17 protein-coding genes and 2 tRNA genes are annotated in these 20,670 nt (G+C 67.8%); 15 read left to right on the top strand and 4 right to left on the bottom strand.

All coding sequences use genetic code 11. The features are described from left to right. Positions 1-2: 2 nt before the first annotated feature. The 5 genes from N440_RS11395 (at position 3) to N440_RS11415 (ending at position 3,668) form a co-directional block, all read left to right on the top strand. Positions 3-620, top strand: a complete 618-nt coding sequence (locus N440_RS11395) for a DsbE family thiol:disulfide interchange protein (RefSeq protein WP_133935138.1) — start codon at positions 3-5, stop codon at positions 618-620. A 4-nt stretch (positions 621-624) separates the two neighbouring features. Continuing rightward, positions 625-1,074, top strand: a complete 450-nt coding sequence (locus tag N440_RS11400; RefSeq protein ID WP_133935139.1) for a cytochrome c-type biogenesis protein — start codon at positions 625-627, stop codon at positions 1,072-1,074. Next, positions 1,068-2,057: a cytochrome C biogenesis protein gene (locus N440_RS11405; RefSeq protein ID WP_133935140.1), complete on the top strand. Its 990-nt coding sequence runs from the start codon at positions 1,068-1,070 to the stop codon at positions 2,055-2,057. Before N440_RS11400 ends, N440_RS11405 begins: the two co-directional genes overlap by 7 nt. Positions 2,058-2,210: 153 nt before the next feature. Next, positions 2,211-3,323, top strand: coding sequence for a homoserine O-acetyltransferase (locus tag N440_RS11410; RefSeq protein WP_133935141.1), 1,113 nt, complete (start codon positions 2,211-2,213; stop codon positions 3,321-3,323). Beyond that, entirely contained in the window at positions 3,324-3,668 is a 345-nt protein-coding gene (locus N440_RS11415) for a DUF1294 domain-containing protein (RefSeq protein ID WP_049456024.1), read from the top strand. Between the two features lie 98 nt (positions 3,669-3,766). Here N440_RS11415 and cydC read toward each other — a convergent pair whose 3' ends face one another. Together cydC and cydD are read right to left on the bottom strand one after the other, a co-directional pair. Then, the gene (gene cydC, locus N440_RS11420) at positions 3,767-5,440 is read right to left on the bottom strand and encodes a thiol reductant ABC exporter subunit CydC (RefSeq protein WP_133935142.1); all 1,674 of its coding nucleotides are present in this window, start codon (positions 5,438-5,440) and stop codon (positions 3,767-3,769) included. Next, on the bottom strand, positions 5,437-7,182 hold the full coding sequence (gene cydD, locus N440_RS11425; RefSeq protein ID WP_133935143.1) for a thiol reductant ABC exporter subunit CydD: 1,746 nt from the start codon (positions 7,180-7,182) through the stop codon (positions 5,437-5,439). The genes cydC and cydD overlap by 4 nt, the downstream gene beginning before the upstream one ends. 228 nt (positions 7,183-7,410) lie before the next feature. Here cydD and N440_RS11430 point away from each other — a divergent pair, with 228 nt between their 5' ends. The 10 genes from N440_RS11430 to pgaD all read left to right on the top strand — a co-directional run bounded on the left by N440_RS11430 (position 7,411) and on the right by pgaD (position 18,100). Further along, positions 7,411-9,000, top strand: a complete 1,590-nt coding sequence (locus N440_RS11430; RefSeq protein ID WP_049456021.1) for a cytochrome ubiquinol oxidase subunit I — start codon at positions 7,411-7,413, stop codon at positions 8,998-9,000. A 15-nt stretch (positions 9,001-9,015) separates the two neighbouring features. Next, entirely contained in the window at positions 9,016-10,167 is a 1,152-nt protein-coding gene (gene cydB, locus N440_RS11435; RefSeq protein WP_006457007.1) for a cytochrome d ubiquinol oxidase subunit II, read from the top strand. Positions 10,168-10,225: 58 nt separating this feature from the next. Further along, complete coding sequence (gene cydX / locus N440_RS11440) at positions 10,226-10,342, top strand: cytochrome bd-I oxidase subunit CydX (protein WP_006457009.1); 117 nt, start codon at positions 10,226-10,228, stop codon at positions 10,340-10,342. 55 nt (positions 10,343-10,397) lie between these two features. After that, positions 10,398-10,474: transfer RNA gene (locus N440_RS11445), tRNA-Pro, on the top strand. Positions 10,475-10,614: 140 nt separating this feature from the next. Next, positions 10,615-10,691, top strand: a tRNA-Pro gene (locus N440_RS11450). A 221-nt stretch (positions 10,692-10,912) separates the two neighbouring features. After that, a complete protein-coding gene (locus tag N440_RS11455; protein ID WP_049458290.1) occupies positions 10,913-12,118 on the top strand; it encodes an MFS transporter in 1,206 nt (401 codons plus the stop codon). Positions 12,119-12,459: 341 nt separating this feature from the next. Beyond that, positions 12,460-14,487 (top strand): poly-beta-1,6 N-acetyl-D-glucosamine export porin PgaA, encoded by a 2,028-nt coding sequence (gene pgaA, locus N440_RS11460; RefSeq protein ID WP_133935144.1) that lies wholly within the window; start codon positions 12,460-12,462, stop codon positions 14,485-14,487. 1 nt (position 14,488) lies between these two features. Then, a complete protein-coding gene (gene pgaB, locus N440_RS11465; RefSeq protein ID WP_133935145.1) occupies positions 14,489-16,375 on the top strand; it encodes a poly-beta-1,6-N-acetyl-D-glucosamine N-deacetylase PgaB in 1,887 nt (628 codons plus the stop codon). A 1-nt stretch (position 16,376) separates the two neighbouring features. Then, positions 16,377-17,633: a poly-beta-1,6-N-acetyl-D-glucosamine synthase gene (gene pgaC, locus N440_RS11470; RefSeq protein WP_133935146.1), complete on the top strand. Its 1,257-nt coding sequence runs from the start codon at positions 16,377-16,379 to the stop codon at positions 17,631-17,633. Then, complete coding sequence (pgaD, locus tag N440_RS11475; protein ID WP_049458286.1) at positions 17,630-18,100, top strand: poly-beta-1,6-N-acetyl-D-glucosamine biosynthesis protein PgaD; 471 nt, start codon at positions 17,630-17,632, stop codon at positions 18,098-18,100. The genes pgaC and pgaD overlap by 4 nt, the downstream gene beginning before the upstream one ends. A 138-nt stretch (positions 18,101-18,238) precedes the next feature. On the opposite strand, the gene N440_RS11480 is transcribed toward pgaD, so the two are convergent. Continuing rightward, positions 18,239-19,510, bottom strand: coding sequence for a glutamate-5-semialdehyde dehydrogenase (locus N440_RS11480; protein ID WP_133935147.1), 1,272 nt, complete (start codon positions 19,508-19,510; stop codon positions 18,239-18,241). After that, complete coding sequence (gene proB / locus N440_RS11485; protein WP_133935148.1) at positions 19,507-20,664, bottom strand: glutamate 5-kinase; 1,158 nt, start codon at positions 20,662-20,664, stop codon at positions 19,507-19,509. Before proB ends, N440_RS11480 begins: the two co-directional genes overlap by 4 nt. Positions 20,665-20,670: the final 6 nt, after the last annotated feature.

The raw sequence follows: 20,670 nt of genomic DNA on the forward strand, positions 1-20,670 counted from the left end.
CCATGTCCGAGTCCCCCGCCCCGCGCCCCTCCCGCCCGCTGCCGCCAGTAGCCATCGTGATCGGCGTGCTGTTCTTCTTCGGCCTGCTCGGGCTGATGATCTACGGGGTGATGAAATCGGGCGATCCGCAGCGCGACGTGCTGCCCTCGGCCCTGATCGACAAGCCGGCGCCGGCGTTTGCGCTGCCGGTGCTGCATGACCCGGAAATGATCGTGCACAGCGACGACCTGCGTGGCGCGCCCTACCTGCTGAACGTGTGGGGCAGCTGGTGCGCGGCCTGCCGCGAGGAACACCCGGTGCTGACCCGCTTCGCCGAGAGCAAGCGCGTGCGCGTGATCGGCTACAACTGGAAGGACGATCCGACCGACGCGCTGCACTGGCTGGAACAGCTGGGCAATCCCTTCATGGTCGTGCTCAGCGATGTTGAAGGCCGCACCGCGATCGACTGGGGCGTGACCGCCGCACCGGAAACCTTCCTGGTCGATGGCAGCGGCATCGTGCGCTGGAAGTACAGCGGCGCGATGACCCAGCGCGTGGTGGACGAGAAACTGATCCCGGCGCTGGAAAAGATCGAGAAGTCCCAGGGCAGTGCCAGCAGCACGCTGCACACGGCGCCCTGAGCCGATGCGCTGGCTGCTGACGCTGCTGCTACTTGTGCTGCCGCTGGCCGCGCTGGCCCAGCAGCCGCTGCACGATCCGCAGCCCCTGCAGTTCCGCGATGACGCCGAGGAGCGTCGTTTCCATGACCTGGCCGCACAGCTGCGCTGCGTGCAGTGCCAGAACCAGTCGCTGGCCGATTCCAACGCGCAGATCGCGCAGGACCTGCGCCGCGAGGTACTGCAGCTGATGCAGCAGGGCCACGACGACGCACAGATCAAGCAGTTCCTGGTGGCCCGATACGGTGAGTTCGTGCTGTACCAGCCGCCGCTGCAGCCGGGCACCTGGCTGCTGTGGGGCGGTCCGCTGCTGGTGCTGGTGGCCGGTGCGCTGGTGGTGTTCGGCATCGTCCGGCGGCGTGGCCGCACGGTTGCCGCCACCCCGGCCAGCCAGGCCGACCAAGGAGAGGAATGGTGAGTCATTGGCTGCCGGTGCTGGCCGGTCTGGTTGCCGCATTGATGGCGGCGCTGGTGTTGTGGCCCCTGCGCCACCGCGGCCGCAGAGGTTTCGCCGTGGGCGTGCTGGCACTCGGTGTGGCCGGCGCCTGCCTGTACCTGCTGGTGGGTGACCCGCGCGCCGCGCAGGTACAGCCGGCGCCGTCGGTCGCGACGCTGCGCGATGGCGTACAGGCGTTGCAGGATGCACTCAAGCGCGACCCGCAGCGGGCCGATGGCTGGGCGCTGCTGGGCCGTTCGCAGGCAGAGCTGGGCAATGCCGTCGCCGCCGCAGAGGCCTTCGGACGTGCTGCCGCACTGGCTCCGGACGACCCCGGCGTGCTGGTGGAAGCCGCACAGGCACGTGCCCAGGCCGACCCCGGAAAACAGTTCGATGACACCGCAATCGCCTGGTTGCAGCAGGCACGCACGCTGGCCCCGGACGCCGAGCGCGCCAGCTGGCTGCTCGGCATCGCGCTGCGCCAGCGCGGCCGGAATGCCGAGGCCGCCGATGTCTGGAGCGGCCTGCTGCCGCGGCTGGAGCCCGGCGCCGCGCAGGCGCTGCAGGCACAGATCGCCATCGCCCGCGACGCCGCCGGCCAGGCGCCCGATGCAACCGCAGCACCGCCACCGGCACTGCTGCAGGTGCGCGTGCAGCTGCCCGCGCTACAGGGCTCGGAGTGGCCGGCCAGCACCCAGGTGTTCGTGCTGGCCCGCGCCGTGGGTGGGCCGCCGATGCCGGTGGCCGCGCGCAAACTCCCGTTGGCGGACTTCCCGGCCACGGTCGGGCTGGGCGACGGCGACAGCCCGATGCCGACCGCGCCACTGTCGGCGCACCGCGAAGTGGAAGTGCTGGCACGCATTTCACGCAGCGGCAGTGCCAACCGCAGCGAAGACGACCTGCAGAGCACACCGGTGAAGGTGAGCCTGCCGCATGAGGGCGTGGTGGAACTGCGGTTCCCGTAACACCCCCCCGGTAGTGCCGGCCGCTGGCCGGCACCGCCATGAACGTTGATGCGCCCGCATGGTTGCCGGCCAGCGGCCGGCACTACCGCGCGCGCCCACCGATGGAAACCAGCGTGTCGCCAGCTCCACATGCGGCCCCGCTAGAATGCCTGCATGACCGAATTCATCCCGCCCGGCACCCGCTTCCACGCTCTGCCCTCGCCCTTCCCGTTCAAGCGCGGTGGCGCACTGCATGGCGCACGCGTGGCCTACGAAACCTGGGGAACGCTGGCCGCCGATGCCAGCAATGCGATCCTGATCGTCACCGGCCTGTCACCCGACGCGCATGCCGCGGCCAACGATGCCAACCCGGCACCTGGCTGGTGGGAGGCGATGGTCGGGCCCGGCAAGCCGATCGATACCGATCGCTGGTTCGTGGTGTGCGTGAACTCGCTGGGCAGCTGCAAGGGCTCGACCGGTCCTGCCTCGCTCAACCCCGCAACCGGTGAACCCTACCGCCTCGATTTCCCCGAGCTGTCGATCGAGGACGGCGCGCGCGCTGCCATCGAGGTGGTGCGCGCGCTGGGCATCGCGCAGCTGGCCTGCGTGGTCGGCAACTCGATGGGCGGCATGACCGCGCTGGCGGTGCTGATGCTGCACCCGGGCATCGCGCGCAGCCATGTCAACATCTCCGGCAGCGCGCAGGCATTGCCGTTCTCGATCGCGATCCGCTCGCTGCAGCGCGAGGCGATCCGGCTCGACCCGCGCTGGAACGCTGGCCACTACGACGATGCCGAGTACCCCGAGTCCGGCATGCGCATGGCGCGCAAGCTGGGCGTCATCACCTATCGCTCGGCATTGGAATGGGATGGTCGCTTCGGCCGCGTGCGGCTGGATTCGGACCAGGCCGACGATGATCCGTTCGGCCTCGAATTCCAGGTGGAAAGTTACCTGGAAGGCCACGCGCGGCGCTTCGTGCGCTTCTTCGATCCGAACTGCTACCTGTACCTGAGCCGCTCGATGGACTGGTTCGATCTGGCCGAGTACGCCGATGGCGATGTGCTGGCCGGCCTGGCGAAGATCCGGGTGGAAAAGGCGCTGGCGATCGGCGCCAACACCGACATCCTGTTCCCGGTGCAGCAGCAGCAACAGGTCGCCGACGGCCTGCGTGCCGGCGGTGCCGATGCGCGCTTCGTCGGCCTGGAGTCGCCGCAGGGCCACGATGCGTTCCTTGTTGATTTCGAGCGCTTCGGCCCGGCCGTGCGCGGCTTCCTCGACGCGCTGTAAGTGGCCTGGCGGCGCAATCTCGGGCTCGCCGCCTTCGGCGCGCTGATCGCGCTGATGGTCAGCGGCGTGCTGCCGCTGTGGCTGGGTGGCTGGTGCCTGCTGGCCAGCGTGGTGTCGTTCGGGCTGTATGGCCATGACAAGCGTGCGGCGCAGCGAAAGCAATGGCGGATTCCCGAGCGCACCCTGCAGCTGCTGGCCTTCGCCGGGGGCTGGCCAGGCGCGCTGCTGGGCCAGGCCCTGTTCCGCCACAAGCACCGCAAGGCCGCGTTCCAGTGGGTGTTCTGGCTGTGCGTGCTGGCCAACGTGGCCTCGATTGCAGTGATGCTGCGCGAATTCTCGCGGTAACGCTCGCAATCGGTAGTGCCGGCCGCTGGCCGGCAATCACGTATCCGTGTGAAACGCCATGACGTTGCCGGCCAGCGGCCGGCACTCCCGGGATGTTTTCACGCTTCGCGCTCCAACACCCCATCACGCAACCGGTACTGCGCATCGACCACGCCGTCGGGCAGATCATCATGGGTGATCATCAACAGGCTGCGACCGTCCAGCAGCCCGGACAGGTCCTGCAGCAGCGCGCGTGCGGTATCCACGTCCAGCCCTTCGGTCGGTTCGTCCAGCAACAGGATCGGCGCATTGCGCAACAGCGCGCGCGCCAGCGCCAGTCGCCGCGCCTGCCCGGCCGACATCGTCGCACCGTTCTCACCGACCCAGGCCTGCAGGCCGCCATTGCGCTCGGCCCATTCGGCCAGGCGTACCCGACGTAGTACTGCCCACAGCTCGACGTCGCTGGCGTCGGGATCACCCAATCGCAGGTTCTCGGCCACCGTGCCGGCAAACACCGGCGCGTTCTGCGGCAGCCACGCCAGTTGCCGATGCCACTCGGCCTGGGCGAAATCGCGCAGGTCGCGGCCGCCGTAGGTGATTCGCCCCTGCTGCGGATCCCACAGCCGCAGCAGCAGGCTGGACAAGGTGGTCTTGCCGCTGCCGCTGTCGCCGCGGATCGCGATGCGCTCGCCCGGTGCCAGGGTCAGCTGCAGGCCGGACAGTACCGGCCGTGCCGCGCCCGGCCACTGGAAGTGCACGTCATCCCAATGCACGCGTGCCGCCTGTGGTACGGCGTGCGGCGTCGACGGATCCTCCACCGTTGGCGATTGCTCGACGATGGCCTGCAAGCGATCGGCGGCGATGCGCCCGGACTGCAGCGACTGCCAGGCCAGGCCCATGCCCGCCCACAACTCGATCAACGCCACGGTGAGGAACACCAGGCCGGCGGCCATTTCCGGCGCGATGCGCTGCTGTTCGGCGGCGTGCAGGGCCAGCGCCAGCATCGCCACCAGCCCGAGTCCGGCCACCAACCCGTGCAGGGTCGAGGCCGCAATCAGGCGCCAACGCCGACGACGGTCGCGCGAGGCCAACTGTTTGGCCGCTACCCGCACCTTCAACTGCCACGCCGCATCGGCATGCAGCGCGGCCAGATCCCCAGCCCCTTCCAGTCCTTCGAATGCAGCGGTGCGCAACGCGGCGCGATGCGCGGCACGATCGGCCTCTTCGTTGTCGCGGCCCCGCACGCCCAGCCACGGCACACCGACGGCGATCAGCAACGCCAGCACCGCCAGCAGCACGGCCGCCGACGGCAGGATCAGCGCCGCTGAAACCACCGCGACCAGCGACAACGCACCCAGCGCCACCAAGGGCCCTATGGCACGCACCAGCAGGCCATCCACCTCACCGATGTCACCGAGCAGGCGTGCCAGCAGGTCGCCGGTACGCGTGGCCCCCAAACGTGCCGGCGCCAGTGGCAGCGCGCGGCGGAAGAACCACACGCGCAGGTCGCGGGCAATGCGCAGGGTGGCGTCGTGGCCGACCAGTTTCTCGAAATAGCGCGACACGATGCGTGCCATGGTCAGGCCACGGATGCCGGCCGAGGGCGAGAAGAAATTGAAACCCTGGCCCAACCCGGCCGCACCGGCCAGCGCGGCCGCGGTGAGGAAGCCACCGGACAGGCCCAGCAGTGCGGTACCAGCCAGCATCGTGGTCCACAGCAGCAGCATCGTCAGCAGCAGGCGCGGCCGATGACGCAGGAACACTGCACGCAGTGAATCGGGTGACCGGCTCATGCGCGCACCGCCTGTGCCGGCTCGACCAGGCGGCCTTCCGGCAACAGCAGGCAACGATCAGCCCACGCGATCACCGCTGGGCTGTGGGTGGCGACCACCACGCTGCGGCCCCGCGCATACGCGGCCAGGCTGCGCAGCAGCGCGGCTTCGGTATCGGCATCGAGGAAGGCGGTCGGCTCATCCAGCAGCAGCACCTGCGGGTCGCGCAGCAGCAGGCGCGCCAGGCCGATGCGGCGCGCTTCACCGCCGGACAGGCCGAAGCCGCGCTCGCCGATCATCGTGTCCAGCCCGTGCGGCAGTCGTTGCGCGAACTGCAGCACCTGCGCCGCCTCGGCCACCGCGCGCAGCCGTGCATCACTGGCGCCGGGGTCGGCCAGCCGCAGGTTGTCGGCAATGCTGCCGTGGAACAGGTAGGGGCGCTGACTGGCATAGGCCACCTGCACGCCGGGGCGCAGCTGCAGCTTGCCGGCGCGTGGCGGCAACCAGCCGGCCAGCGCTTCCAGCAGCGTGCTCTTGCCAGACCCGCTGGGGCCCACCAGGGCCAGCCGCTGGCCCGGCTCCAGCAGTACATCCAGATCCTGCAGCACATCGTGCGGTGCGCCCAGCGGACGCAGCACCAGTCCCTGCGCGCGCAGCGGCGGCAAGGCAGCCTCGGCCGGCTCCACCACCAGCGCGGTGCCCTCGTTGTCGAGCAGGCCCTGTTCGTCGGGCAGCGACTGCAGCAGGCGCTCCACTTCTGCGGCCGCCGCCAGGGCGTTGGCGCGGTCGTGGTAGTGCGCGGCCAACCGTCGCAGCGGGGCGTAGAACTCCGGCGCCAGCAGCAGGCAGAACAGGCCCGCGCCCAGCGTCGGCGCCGCTGCATGCAACGACATCATGCCGAGATAGCTCAGGCCCAGGTACAGCGCAACCATCGCCACGCTCACCGAGGCGAAGAATTCCAGCACCGTGGATGACAGGAACGCGATCCGCAGCACCTTCAGCGTGCGCAGGCGCACACCTTCGGCAGCGGCCTCCACGCCAGCCAGTTCGGCTTCGCCACGGCCGTACAGGCGCAGCAGGCCCAGGCCCTTGATGCGATCGGCGAAGTGGCCGCTCATCCGCGCCAGTTCCCCCAGCTGGGCGCGACCGGCCGCTTCAGCGCCCCACCCGACCAGCATCATGAAGAACGGCACCAGCGGCGCGGTGAACAACAGGATCAGCGCCACCACCCAGTCGACCCAGGCCACTGCGGCCAGGATCAGCAGCGGCACCACCACCACCTCGGTGCGTACCGGCAGGAAGCCGCTGTAATAATTCTCGATCGCATCACCGTGATGCAGCACCAGTTCGCCCAGCTCGCCGGTGCGGCGCTGGCGCAACCACAGCGGACCGTGGCCGAGCAAGCGCGCGAACACACGCTCGCGCAGCGCCAGCCGCGCAGCATCGGCCACATCGCCGGCCGCGGCCTGGGTGGCGCTGCCCAGCAGCGTGCGCAGCACCAGGATCAGCGCCAGTCCGCCCAGCACCGGCAGGCCCGACGCCAGCGGCGCGCGCTCCACCAGCACCTGCTGCACCAGCCAGGCAATGGCGGCGGCCTGGCCGATCAGCAGCGCCCCGGACAGGCTGATGCACAGCGCCGCCAGCCGCTGGCGGCCCCGGGCGGGCCGCGCCAGATCGGCCAGCCATGCAGTGCGGGCGCGCCGCTGGCGGGTCGTTTCGGCTTCCTGGGAAAGGCCGTCGGGGGTTGTTTCGGCAGCGCTCAAGAGGTCTTCACGGGCAGCGGGGGAGACACGGCATTGTAGGCGCAGGCAATAGCCGGCCCCTGCGGCCGGCAGTCGCAGTCTTCATCAGGTTGGCATACGATCAACCGGGTCACCTGTTCATACATTGATCTGGATCAAGGCTGTTTGAAGTAGTCGGTCACATCATTCACGTCGTAGACCACCCTTCCCGCCACCTGCAACGGCACTATCCAACGAGGTAGCCAGGCCATGATTGATCAGACAGTCGTAGAACTGTCGCGGCTGCAATTCGCGCTGACCGCGATGTACCACTTCCTATTCGTACCGCTCACCCTCGGCCTGTCCTTCATGGTGGCCATCATGGAGAGCGTGTACGTGATGACCGGCAAGGAGATCTGGCGCAGGATGACCCTGTTCTGGGGCGTCCTGTTCGGCATCAACTTCGCCATGGGCGTCGCCACCGGCATCGTGATGGAATTCCAGTTCGGCATGAACTGGTCCTACTACAGCCACTACGTGGGTGACATCTTCGGTGCGCCGCTGGCCATCGAAGGCCTGATGGCGTTCTTCCTGGAAGCCACCTTCGTCGGCCTGTTCTTCTTCGGCTGGAACCGCCTGAGCAAGGTCAAGCACCTGATGGTGACCTGGCTGATGGCGCTGGGCACCAACCTGTCGGCGATCTGGATCCTGATCGCCAACGGCTGGATGCAGAACCCGACCGGTGCGGTGTTCAATCCGGAAACCATGCGCATGGAGGTCGTTGACTTCATGGCGGTGGTGTTCAACCCGGTGGCACAGGCCAAGTTCGTGCACACCGTCAGCGCCGGTTACGTGACCGGTGCGGTGTTCGTGATGGCGATCAGCGCCCTGTTCCTGCTGCGCAACAAGCACAAGGACCTGGCCCGTCGTTCGTTCGCGGTGGCCGCAGCGTTCGGCCTGCTGTCCTCGCTGTCGGTGGTGGTGCTGGGTGACGAGAGCGGTTACGCCGCCAGCGAACACCAGAAGATGAAGCTGGCCGCGATCGAAGCGATGTGGGAAACCGAGCGTGCGCCGGCCGACTTCACCGCCTTCGGCATTCCGAACCAGGCGACCCACCAGAACGATTACGCGGTGAAGATCCCGTACCTGATGGGCCTGATCGCCACCCGTTCGTTGAACCAGCCGATTCCAGGCATCCTGGAACTGGTCGAGCGTGCCGAGCACCGCGTGCGTGGCGGGCAGCTGGCCTACGGTGCGCTGGAACGCCTGCGCGCCAACAAGAACGACGTGGAAGCGCGCGAGATGTTCGACCGCCACTGGCAGGACCTGGGCCACGGCCTGCTGCTCAAGCGCTACCGCGATGACATCCTCAACGCCACCCCGCAGGAAATCTCGCAGGCGGCGATGGATACCGTGCCGCGCGTGATGCCGCTGTTCTGGACCTTCCGCGTGATGGCCGGGCTCGGCTTCTACCTGATCGCCTTCTTCGCGCTGGCCTTCTACTACTCGTGCCGCAACAACTTCCAGGACAAGCGCTGGTTCCTGAAGGTGGCCTTGTGGACGCTGCCGGCGCCGTGGATCGCGATCGAGTGTGGCTGGTTCGTGGCCGAGTACGGTCGCCAGCCTTGGGCGGTTGATGGCGTGCTGCCGACCTTCTATGCGGCATCGGGCCTGGCCCTGCACGAAATCGTGCTGACCCTGGCCGGCTTCACCGCGATCTACACCGCGCTGATCGTGGTCGAGATCAAGCTGATGCTCAAGGCGATCCGCAAGGGTCCGGACGAGGTGCTGCCGTCGCTGCAGTCGCCCCAGCCGCATGCTTCCCACAATGCCTCGGCGCCCGCCGCCGGCCAGGCCTGAGGCAGGAGAACCACGATGGATTTCATTCTTCTGGACTACACCACGCTGCGCGTGATCTGGTGGCTGCTGCTCGGCATCCTGCTGATCGGCTTTGCCGTGATGGATGGTTTCGACCTGGGCGTGGGCACGCTGCTGCCCTTCGTCGCCCGCAACGATGCCGAGCGCCGGCTGGTGATCAACACCATCGGCCCGGTCTGGGAAGGCAACCAGGTCTGGCTGGTGCTCGGTGGCGGTGCGATCTTCGCCGCCTGGCCGCCGCTGTATGCGGTCAGCTTCTCCGGGTTCTACCTGGCGATGTTCGTGATCCTGTTCGCGCTGATCCTGCGTCCGGTCGGTTTCAAGTTCCGCAGCAAGATGCCCAGCGAACGCTGGCGCAACACCTGGGACTGGGCGCTGTTCATCGGCGGCTTCATCCCGGCGCTGATCATGGGCGTGGCGGTGGGCAACGTGGTGCTGGGCGTGCCGTTCCACTTCGATGACAGCATGCGCATCTTCTACACAGGCTCGTTCTTCGGCCTGCTGATGCCCTTCGCGCTGCTGGCCGGCCTGCTCAGCGTGTCGATGCTGGTCGCGCACGGTGCCGCCATGCTGGTGATCAAGACCGACGGCCCGGTGGCCGAACGTGCCGCCCGCTTCGGCAGCATCGCGGCAATCATCGCCTTCGTGCTGTTCGCGGTCGGCGGCGCCTGGGTGGCCTTCGGCCTGCCGGGTTACCAGATCACCTCGCAGGTTGTCACCGATGGCGCCACCAATCCGCTGCTGAAGACCGCCGAACTGGGCGCCGCCGGTGGCTGGATGCGCAACTACAGTGCGATGCCGGCCACGATCCTGGCCCCGCTGCTCGGCCTGGCCGGCCTGCTGGCCAGCGCGGTCCTGCTGCGTGCCCGTCGTGGCGGCCTGGCCTTCATCGCCTCGGGTGCGGCGATCGCCGGCATCATCCTGACCGTCGGCTTTGCGATCTTCCCGTTCCTGCTGCCGTCCTCGAGCCAGCCCACCTCCAGCCTCACCGTGTGGGATGCCTCGTCCAGCCACCTGACCCTGTGGATCATGCTGCTGGCTACGGCGGTGTTCCTGCCGATCATCCTCGCCTACACCACCTGGGTGTACCGCGTGCTGAAGGGCAAGACCACCAGCGAAGAGATGGGCAACAACCCGAACGCGTACTGATCGCTTGCACGTGTGCCGACCAACGGTCGGCACCTACCCGGATTGAAGGAGATTGAACATGTGGTATTTCGCCTGGATTCTCGGTGCCGGCCTCGCCTCGACGGTGGCCATCCTCAACGGCATGTGGTTCGAAGCCCGCGAGCAGAACCGCATCGACAAGGAAAATCGTCACTGAGCCGTAAAAAAACCTTGCCGCCTTGGCCTTCACACGGTATCTTAGGCGGCTCCTTCGGGGTGTAGCTCAGTCTGGTAGAGCGCTACGTTCGGGACGTAGAGGTCGCAGGTTCGAATCCTGTCTCCCCGACCACTCTTGTGGTCGCATTGAAGCCTGGTGAAGTCGTCCAGGCTTTTTTGTTCCCTGAAGTGGCACTGCTTCGGCAGTGTGAAGAAAACAGCATTCACCCCTTGCCGCCATCGGGGTGAATCGCTAGAATAGGCGGCTCCCTTCGGGGTGTAGCTCAGTCTGGTAGAGCGCTACGTTCGGGACGTAGAGGTCGCAGGTTCGAATCCTGTCTCCCCGACCACTTCGGTGGTCACCAAGAAGCCTGGAAGACATCACTGTCCTCCGGGTTTTTTTGTATCCAGCGCCAGGCCACCGCATGACGGGACCTTGCCGGGCCGCGCACGTACAATGGCCGCGCTGCCGGTCTGACCGCTGCCCTCTCCCCCACCTGCCGCTTCGGCGTAGACCGATGCCGGCGCTGCATGCCATTGCTCCGGCATGCGACACCTGCAAGGACCACCGATGAGTTCCTCCCCTTCCGATTCGCCGTCGCTGCTGCACGGTCGCGTCCTCGCGTTCGCCGCGATCCTGCTGGCCGCGATCAACCTGCGCACTGCCGTCACCTCGATCACGCCGCTGCTGGACGTGCTCGGCCAGCAGTTCGGCTTCGGCACCACCATGACCGGTGTGCTGGGCATGCTGCCGACCGCCTCGTTCGCCCTGTTCGGCGTGGCCACGCCTGCACTGGCACGACGCCTGGGCCTGGAGCGCACCACGCTGCTGGCGATGGTGATGGCGATGGCCGGCCTGCTGCTGCGCTCCAGCGCCGGCAATGTCGGCACGCTGTTGTTCGGCTCGGTGCTGGCACTGGCCGGCATGGGCATCGGCAACGTGGTGGTGCCGCCGCTGGTGAAGCGCTACTTCGCCAACAAGGTCGGCACCATGAGCACGCTCTACATCAGCGTGCTGCAGCTGGGCACGATGCTGCCGGCGCTGCTGGCGGTGCCGGTGGCCAACGCCGCGGGCTGGCGGGTGTCGCTGGGGATGTGGGCACTGCTGGCGCTGGCCGCTGCGCTGCCCTGGCTGGTGCTGGCCACGCGCGCGCCGAAGCCGCAGGCCGATGCCACCGATCCGACCGCGCAGCCGCATGGCAAGGTCTGGCGTACCTCGCTGGGCTGGAGCATGACGCTGATGTTCGGCATGACCTCGCTGATGACCTATTCGATGTTCACCTGGCTGCCGCGCATCGTGGTCGAGGCCGGTGGCACGCCCGCCTTCGGTGGCGTGATGGTGGCGGTGTTCTCGGCCCTGGGCCTGCTGCCCTCGCTGGTGATTCCGTCGATGGCGGTGCGCCTGCAGAACCCGTTCCCGCTGGTGCTGATCGGCTTCTTCGCATTCGTGATTGCCTTCACCGGCCTGCTGCTGGCACCGATGAAGGCCCCGCTGCTGTGGGCCTGCCTGCTCGGCGTCGGCCCGTCCACCTTCCCGCTGGCGCTGACCCTGATCAATCTGCGCACCCGCACCCCCACCGGTTCGGCGGCGCTGTCCGGCTTCATGCAGGGCGTGGGCTACAGCTTCAGCTGCCTGGGGCCGTTCCTGGTCGGCTGGCTGCACACCGTCAGCGATGGCTGGACCCTCCCGTTCAGCTTCCTGTTCGGCTGCGCCACCCTGATGCTGTGCGCGTCCTGGGTGGCCTGCAAGCCGCGCAAACTGGAAGACCTCTGGTGATGCTGCGGGGCCGCCTGCCGGCCCCGACCACAGGCGGGCAGCCTTCACGCGCATCTTGACGCCGGACTGACAATTCCCGGCGGATAGTGCCCACGAATGCCCATCCTTGCCGCGTGCCGGCATCGGGCATGGGGGCGGCACCGCCGCCCGGAACACCACTCGGTGTGCGGGGGACTTTCGTTTCAGACAAGACATTGCAGGTCGCTGTCCGGGTTGTACCCGTCCTTGCTGGGCGGCATGCACGAAGGGAGTGACGCGGGCCACGGCCACGCCAAAAGCTGGCATGTGATGTGCGTCACACTTTTACAGGTTGTCTGGTTCGGAAGCCAAGGGGGTCCCCAATGGTTGTCCACCGCCGGCTGGCGCTCTGCGTCGGCCTTGCCTGCACCGCGCTGGCCTGGGCCAGCAGCGCTGCCCCGCCCGACCGCGAGGCGGCGCTGGCCGAGATCGGCCGCTACCGCGACCAGGCCCGCTGGCTGGATGCGCTGGGTGCGATCGAACGCGCCAGCCAGCAGCAGCCCAACGACGATCTGCTGTTCAAGCTGCGCGTACTGACCCTGGGCGACATCGGCAACGCCTGGCGGGCCTGGGCGCTCTACCAGCAGCGCCCGCAGCTGTTCGATGCTGCACAGAAGCAGCGCCTGGAAGGGGACTACCTGGCCAAGCTGGTGGTCTGGAGCCTGGCTTACAGCAGCAGCGAAGACAGCCGCCTGGAAGAGGCCGAATCGACCCTGGCCCGCATGCAGCGCTATCTCGGGGGCGAAGGCACGCCGCCGGCGCAGGCGCCGCTGCGCATCCGCATGGACCGGCTGATCCTGCTCAACCGCCTGGGCCGGCACGCGCAGGTGCGCGAGGAAGCACGGGCGCTGCAGGCCGAAGGCCACACCCTGCCCGACTACGTGCTTCCCGCCGTGGGTGATTCGCTGATGGGTACCCTGCATCCGCAGGAAGCCATTCCGGTGCTGCAGGCGGCGGTGGCCGGCGACCCGACCCGCGACGCCTCGCATTCGGAGCTGGCCTATGCCTACCTGGAAAGCGAACAGCAGGAAAAGGCGATCGACCTGCTGCAGGCCTGGCGCGACAAGGAGCCGGCATGGCGCTGGAGCAATGGCAAATCACCGTACCCGAACTGGTCACGCTACGAGGCCGACCTGAACCTGGCGATGGTGCGCGCCTACAGTGGCGACCTGCGCACCGCACAGCACGACCTGGAATCGATGGTCGACATCGCACCCGGCAACGGTGGCCTGCAGAGTGCGCTGGGCAGCGTGTACATGATGCGCGGCTGGCCACGCCGGGCGCTGCAGCGGCAGCAGATGGCACATGCGCTGGACCCGCGTGACATCGAAGCCCGCCTGGGCATGGAAGAAGCCTACGTCGCCCTGCAGCGTGATGACCTGGCACGGCCGCTGCACGACGATCTGATCGCGCGCTATCCCACCCAACCCGCGGTCGAGCGCATGGACCAGGCGTGGCGCGCGCATCGCGGCTGGCAGCTGAAGGCATGGACCGACATCGGCCGCAGCTCGGGCGGCGGCGGCACGTCGCCACTGGGCAACAACGATCGCCATTACGGCGTTGAAGTCGAATCGCCGATGCTGGATGACCGCTGGCGGTTGTTCGCCTTCGCCGACCGCCGCTCGATCGACTTCCAGGACCAGCGCATCGACCCGCTCTGGCTCGGGGCTGGCGTGCGCTACCGCTTCGGCCGGCTGGATGCGGAAGCCGCGGCACTGCGCGCCAACGACCACATCGGCGACACCGGCCTGCGCGTAGGCGTCGGCTGGCAGTTCAATGATTACTGGCACGCCGGGCTGGTAGCCGCGCGCAATGATCCGGAAGCCTCGATGCAGGCCCGCGTGGCCGGTATCACTGCCGACAGCGTAAGCGTGCAGGTGGACTACCGGCGCAGCGAACTCACCCACTGGATGTTCGGCGCCAGCCGCTTCCGCTACGACGATGGCAACCATCGCGAGCTGGTCAGTACCGGCCTCGAACAACGGCTGCTGACGCGCCCACGCTGGCTGATCGATGGCCTGGCAAGTGCGTATGCCAGTCGCGGCAGCCGCGACGACGTGCCCTATTTCAACCCGAAGCGCGACCGCATGGTCGAGATCGGACTGCGTATCGACCAGCAGCTGTGGCGGCACTACGAGCGCCACTTCCGGCACCGGCTGACGGTCTCGCTGGGCGACTACTGGCAGGATGGCTTCGGCAGTGCGCTGGTGCCGTCGGTGTCGTACATGCACGAATGGCAGCTGGGTCCGGGCCGCGTGTTCGACTACGGCGTGCGCTGGTCGCGACCGGTCTACGACGGCCGTCGCGAGCGCCATATCGGCTTCGAAGCCGCACTGCGCTGGGGAGACTGACATGGCCCGCATCCTGCGACTGATCGTGCTGCTGTTGCTGGCCGTTGCACCGCCGGCCTTCGCCCAGCAGGCCCTGCATCTCGATGCGATCGACAATGGCCTGCTGATCCTCAGCTACCACGACATCCGCGACCAGGTGGCCGCCAAGGGCGATGCCGATACCTATGCGGTGAGCACGCAGAACTTCGCCGCGCACCTGGACTGGCTGGGCGCACACGGCTACCACCCGGTCTCGCTGTCGCAGGTGATCGAGGCCTCGCAGGGCCGCGCCAAGCTGCCGCCCAAGCCAGTGCTGCTGACCTTCGACGACGGCCTGCGCAGTGTCTATGACAAGGCCTTCCCCCTGCTCCAGGCCTACCGCTATCCGGCGCTGGTGGCGGTGATCACCGACTACGTGGACATGGCGCCGGGACGCACCATCGACTATGGCTACCGCCCGTTCGGGCATGACGACTTCGTCACCTGGGCACAGCTGAAACAGATGCATGACAGTGGCCTGATCGAAGTGGCCAGCCACACCGATGACCTGCATCACGGCGTGCTCGCCAATCCACAGGGCAACTCCACGCCGGCGGTGGTGACCCGCGTCTACAGCCCGGCCACCCACAGCTACGAAAGCGAAGCCCAGTACGAACAACGCCTGCGTGCCGACCTCTCGCGCAGCGTGCAGCGTATCGAGCAGCACCTGGGCGCACGCCCACGGGCCATTGTCTGGCCGTATGCCGCCTACAACCAGCTGAGCAACGACATCGCCGAGCAGCTGGGCATGCCGGTTTCATTCGATCTGGAAGGCCGCAGCACACCGGTGGCCAGCGACCTGCACGGACTGGCGCGCTTCCTGGTCAGTGACAATCCGACCGTGGAGGGCCTGGCCTACGAACTGCGCCGCGACGTCGCGCTGGATGGCATCCGCGCGCTGCAGATCGACCTGGACGATGTGTATGACCCCGACCCGGCACAGCAGGCGCGCAATCTCGATGCATTGATCGAGCGGGTCAAGCGTATCGCGCCGACCCACGTCTACCTGCAGGCGTTCGCCGATCCGGACGGCAACAACACCGCCGATGCGCTGTACTTCCCCAACCGCCACATGCCGATGCGCGCGGACCTGTTCAGCCGCGTCGCGTGGCAACTGAAATCGCGCGCCGGGGTGAAGGTCTACGCATGGCTGCCGGTGCTCGGCTTCGAACTGCCCGACCCGGTACAGCGCAAGGCGCTGGCGATCCGCAATGGTGATGCCGACGGCATGTACCGGTTGGATTTCACCAACCCGAAGGCACGCCGGATCATGCTCGACATCTACGAGGACCTGGCCGTCAATTCGTATTTTGAAGGCCTGCTGTTCCATGACGATGGTTACCTGCGCGACACCGAACTGCCCGCACTGTCCTCCGGCGACGGTGGCAGCGCGCGCACCCAGGCGCTGATCGACTTCACCCTGGCCCTGCGTGACAGTGCCCAGCGCTGGCGACCGAAGCTGGCAACGGTGCGCAACCTGTATGCAGAGCCCGTACTGCGCCCGCAGAGCGAAGCCTGGTTCGCGCAACGCCTGGACCTGTTCAACAAGGCCTACGACCAGACTGCGCTGATGGCAATGCCGTGGATGGAAGGCAGCAAGCACCCGGAGCGCTGGCTGGACCAGCTGCTGGCCGCCGTACGCAGCCACGACCCCCAGCTGCAGCACACCCTGTTCGAGCTGCAGACCGTCGACTGGAACAACGGCCAGCCGATTCCCGCCGAGCGCCTGCGCGCGCAGATCCGCCAGCTGCAGGCGCAGGGCGTGCACCACTTCGCCTGGTACCCGGATGATTTCATCGCCGACCAGCCCTCCACCCACGATGCCCGTGCGGCGATGTCCGCCGGCAACTTCCCGTACCCGGAGAAGTGACATGGACATGCATCCCATGCTGCTGATCCTGTTCCAGTTCGCCTTCTACTACCCGATGGTGATGGCGTTCTTCTGGATGTCCGGCGGGCTGTACTACTACTTCCGGCGCGAGCGCCACTCACGCCCGCGCAACGATCCGCCCCTGATGGTCGATCCTCCGTTCGCGACCCTGCTGATCCCCTGCCACAACGAATCGGAGAACCTGGACGACACGCTCGGCGCGGCGCTTGCACAGCGTTATCCGGCCGATTATGAGGTGATCGCCATCGACGACGGCAGCAGCGACGACACCGGCGCACGGCTGGATGCTCTGGCCGCACGGCATCCACGGCTGCGCGTGCTGCACCTGGACCGCAATCTCGGCAAGGCCAACGCACTGCGCATGGGAGCGCTGGCGGCGCGCTCGGAATACCTGGTGTGCATCGACGGCGACGCGATGCTGGAAGAGCACGCGTTGCACTGGATGGTCTGGCACCTAGTCAGTGGCAGCCGGGTCGGTGCAGTGACCGGCAATCCTCGCATCCGCAACCGTTCGACCCTGCTCGGCCGCCTGCAGGTGGCCGAGTTCTCATCGATCATCGGCATGATCAAGCGCGCACAGCGCGTGTACGGGCGCATCTTCACCATCTCCGGGGTGATCGCCGGCTTCCGTCGCACGGCCCTGCACCAGGTCGGCTGGTGGTCGGATGACATGGTCACCGAGGACATCGACATCAGCTGGCGCCTGCAACGCGCGCACTGGGACATCCGCTACGAGCCCAACGCGCTGTGCTTCATCCTGATGCCGGAAACATTGAAGGGCCTGTGGCGGCAGCGGCTGCGCTGGGCACAGGGCGGCGTGGAAGTGATGCTGCGGCATGCGCGGTCGCTGCTGCGCTGGAAGGAGCGGCGCATGTGGGGGGTGCTGCTGGAATATGTGCTGAGCGTGGTGTGGGCCTACACCATGCTGTTCATCGTGCTGCTGTGGGCATTGGGAAAGTTCATCGAGCTGCCCCCGCAGCTGCACATCGTCAGCCTGTTGCCGGAATGGCATGGCGTGATCCTGGCGCTGGTCTGCCTGCTGCAGTTCGCAAGCAGCCTGATCATCGACCGGCGCTACGAAACACAGATTGGACGCAACTATTTCTGGGTCATCTGGTACCCGATGGCGTACTGGCTGATCAGCCTTTCCACCACCCTGGTGGCGCTGCCGAAGACGCTGCTGCGCCGTCGCCGCAAGCGCGCCACCTGGACCAGCCCTGACCGGGGAATCCGATGAACGCACAACGCCCATCCAACCGCTTCGACTCGCGGACGATCCGCAAGCCGCACCGCCAGCCGCGCTTCCAACGCACGGCCTGGGGATTCGTCACCCTGGCATTCTGGGGCTTCTACTTCTACCTGTGGGCACCGCTGGTAACCCTGCTGTCGTGGCTGATTGGCGGCCAGCTGGCGTGGCAGCAGCTGTATGAGCGGCAGAACCAGCTCGATCCGTACGTGCTGGTCGCGTTGCCGCTGATGCTGCTGTGCGCCAGCGTGCTGCTGATCGGCTGGGCCGAGTACAACCGTGCACGCTTCCGCGGCCACGACCGGCGCCTGCCACGCCCGCTGGCCAGCCTCAACGAGGTGGCGGCCGATCTGGGCGCCAGCACCGGCCTGGCCGAACGCCTGATGGGATGCAAGGCCGCCACGCTGCACATGGATGAGCATGCACGGCCGGTCGGCATCCGCCGCGAGGTGGTGTAACCCCGCTGCCCGTCAGGCGCCGACCTGGGGGGCACCTGCCTTGGTAGATGCCGACCTTGGTCGGCATTCTCTCCGGTGGGTGCCGACCTTGGTCGGCACCGATGTCCGCCACGAGGAGCATCCACGCATGGCGTGGATCTACTTGCGCGTCTGCCCTTCGCCGCGCACGACGAAACGCTCGACGGTGAGCGCTTCCAGGCCCATCGGGCCATAGGCATGCAGGCGCGTGGTGGAAATGCCGATCTCGCTGCCCAGGCCGAGCTGGCCGCCGTCGGAAAAGCGCGAGGAGGCATTGACCATCACCACCGCCGAGCGCAGCGCGTTGACGAAGCGCTCGGCGTTGCCGCTGTCCTCGGTGGCAATCACTTCGGTGTGGTCGGAGGTATAGCGGCGGATGTGGGCAATGGCCGCATCAAGATCGTCGACCACGCGTACCGCCAGCACCAGGTCGAGGAACTCGGCGGCGTAATCCTCGTCGGTAGCGGCGCGGCTGCCCGGCAACTGCGGCTGGGCACGCCCGTCCGCACGCAGCTGCACACCGCGCTCGCCCAGCGCCCGTGCCACGCGCGGCAGGAATGCAGCGGCCACGTCGCCGTGCACCAGCAGCGTCTCCAGTGAATTGCAGGCAGCTGGGCGGCTGCACTTGCCATCCAGCAGCAGATCGATGGCCTTGTCCAGGTCTGCACTGGCGTCCACGAACAGATGGCACACGCCCTTGTAGTGCTTGATCACCGGCACTCGCGCATGCTCGGCAACGAAGCGGATCAGGCCTTCGCCGCCACGCGGAATGGCCAGGTCGATCAGCTCATGCAACTGCAGCAGTTCCAGCATCGCTTCACGGCGCAGATCGGTCAGCACGGTCACCGCCGCCGGCGGTACGCCGTTGGCCTGCAAGGCACCGGCCAGCGCGCGGGCGATGGCGGTGTTGGAATGGATCGCCTCGGAACCGCCGCGCAGGATCACGCCATTGCCGGCCTTCAGGCACAGGGCGGCGGCTTCGGCGGTCACGTTCGGGCGTGCCTCGTAGATCATCGCGATCACGCCCAGCGGCACCCGCACCTTCTGCACGCGGATGCCGTTCGGGCGCACGTCGTCACGGGTCACCTGGCCGACCGGGTCCGGCAGCCCGGCCACTTCGCGCACGGCTTCGGCCATCGCGAACAGGCGCGGCGGGTCCAATGCCAGGCGATCGAGCATGGCAGCGCCCACGCCCTTCTCGCGCGCAGCGGCAAGGTCGCGCGCATTGCCGGCCAGGATCAGCCCGGCATTCACTTCCAGTGCCTGCGCCATCGCCAGCAGCAGCGAACGGCGCGCCGCACTATCGAGGCCGGCGACCACCTGGGCCGCGTCACGGCAGGCACGCGCCTGCGCTTCGATTCCGCTCATCGGGATGTCCTTCAATCCGGTCATGGCAGTACCAGGTCGTCACGATGGACAACGCTGCCGCCGTAGTTGTAGCCGAGCAGGGCCTGGATATCACGCGAATGACGGCCGGCGATGCGGCGCACGTCATCGGCTGCATACTGGCTGACCCCACGCGCGATGCAGACCCGCCCCTGCGGTGCGTCCCAGCACACCTGCACCATGTCGCCACGGCGGAACGCGCCGTCCGCGCCGGTAATGCCACCGGGCAACAGCGAAGCGCCCTTCTCGCGCATCGCCTGTGCCGCACCAGCATCGATCATGATCGCGCCCTCGGCCAGCGGCGCATGCCTCAACCAGTGCTTGCGGGCCGCCTCGCGGCTGCGCGCGGCGTGGATGCGGGTGCCATGCAGGCGATCCTGCGCCAGTGCGCGCACCACGTCACCGCTGCGGCCATTGAACAGGTAGGTCTCGATGCCGAGGCGGCCGGCTTTGGCTGCCGCCTCCAGCTTGGTGCGCATGCCACCGGTGCCGGCACGCGAACCGGCGCCACCGGCCATGGCCAGCACCGTTTCATCCAGCTCGGGCACGTCGGCCAGCGGGTGTGCATCAGCCACCGTGCGTGGGTCGGCGCTGTACAGACCGTCGATGTCGGTGGCGATGAACAGCGCATCGGCATCGACCAGCGCGGCCACGGTCGCCGCCAGGTTGTCGTTGTCGCCGAGCTTGAGTTCGTCCACCGACACCGTGTCGTTCTCGTTGACCACCGGCAGCGCGCCCAACCGCAGCAGTTCGTTGAGCGTGGCGCGCGCGTTGAGGTAGCGGCGACGGTTGCGCAGGTCGTCGTGGGTCAACAGCACCTGCGCCACAGGGCGTTCGAAGAAGCGCTGCCAGAGGCCGATCAGCTGGGCCTGGCCCAGCGCCGCCAACGCCTGGCGTGCAGCCATTGCCGCGCCCGGCTCGTCGGCCCGTGGCAGGATCGCGCGCCCCGCCGCAACCGCGCCGGAAGACACGATCACCACCTCGCGCCCGGCCAGCACGTTGGCCGAGACGAACTGGGCCAGACCCAGCGCGTGGCGTGGCGACAGGCCGCCGCCATCGGCGGCCAGCAGGCTGCTGCCGACTTTCAGCACCGCGCGCCGCCAGGGCGGCAACGCCTGTTCCGGGAACGGCGAGGCGACTGCGGCGGCGTGCAGGGTCATCGGTCA

This window comes from Stenotrophomonas sp. CC22-02, assembly GCF_004365115.1.
GTDB classification, from domain to species: Bacteria; Pseudomonadota; Gammaproteobacteria; order Xanthomonadales; family Xanthomonadaceae; genus Stenotrophomonas; species Stenotrophomonas forensis.

Coding starts and splice junctions, on each gene's coding strand:
- pgaB (WP_133935145.1), top strand. CDS start 14,489: ATGGCCCGCATCCTGCGACTGATCGTGCTGCTGTTGCTGGCCGTTGCA.
- N440_RS11455 (WP_049458290.1), top strand. CDS start 10,913: ATGAGTTCCTCCCCTTCCGATTCGCCGTCGCTGCTGCACGGTCGCGTC.
- N440_RS11430 (WP_049456021.1), top strand. CDS start 7,411: ATGATTGATCAGACAGTCGTAGAACTGTCGCGGCTGCAATTCGCGCTG.
- N440_RS11480 (WP_133935147.1), bottom strand. CDS start 19,510: ATGACCGGATTGAAGGACATCCCGATGAGCGGAATCGAAGCGCAGGCG.
- proB (WP_133935148.1), bottom strand. CDS start 20,664: ATGACCCTGCACGCCGCCGCAGTCGCCTCGCCGTTCCCGGAACAGGCG.
- pgaD (WP_049458286.1), top strand. CDS start 17,630: ATGAACGCACAACGCCCATCCAACCGCTTCGACTCGCGGACGATCCGC.
- cydX (WP_006457009.1), top strand. CDS start 10,226: ATGTGGTATTTCGCCTGGATTCTCGGTGCCGGCCTCGCCTCGACGGTG.
- N440_RS11400 (WP_133935139.1), top strand. CDS start 625: ATGCGCTGGCTGCTGACGCTGCTGCTACTTGTGCTGCCGCTGGCCGCG.
- pgaA (WP_133935144.1), top strand. CDS start 12,460: ATGGTTGTCCACCGCCGGCTGGCGCTCTGCGTCGGCCTTGCCTGCACC.
- cydB (WP_006457007.1), top strand. CDS start 9,016: ATGGATTTCATTCTTCTGGACTACACCACGCTGCGCGTGATCTGGTGG.
- N440_RS11405 (WP_133935140.1), top strand. CDS start 1,068: ATGGTGAGTCATTGGCTGCCGGTGCTGGCCGGTCTGGTTGCCGCATTG.
- N440_RS11395 (WP_133935138.1), top strand. CDS start 3: ATGTCCGAGTCCCCCGCCCCGCGCCCCTCCCGCCCGCTGCCGCCAGTA.
- pgaC (WP_133935146.1), top strand. CDS start 16,377: ATGGACATGCATCCCATGCTGCTGATCCTGTTCCAGTTCGCCTTCTAC.
- N440_RS11410 (WP_133935141.1), top strand. CDS start 2,211: ATGACCGAATTCATCCCGCCCGGCACCCGCTTCCACGCTCTGCCCTCG.
- cydC (WP_133935142.1), bottom strand. CDS start 5,440: ATGAGCCGGTCACCCGATTCACTGCGTGCAGTGTTCCTGCGTCATCGG.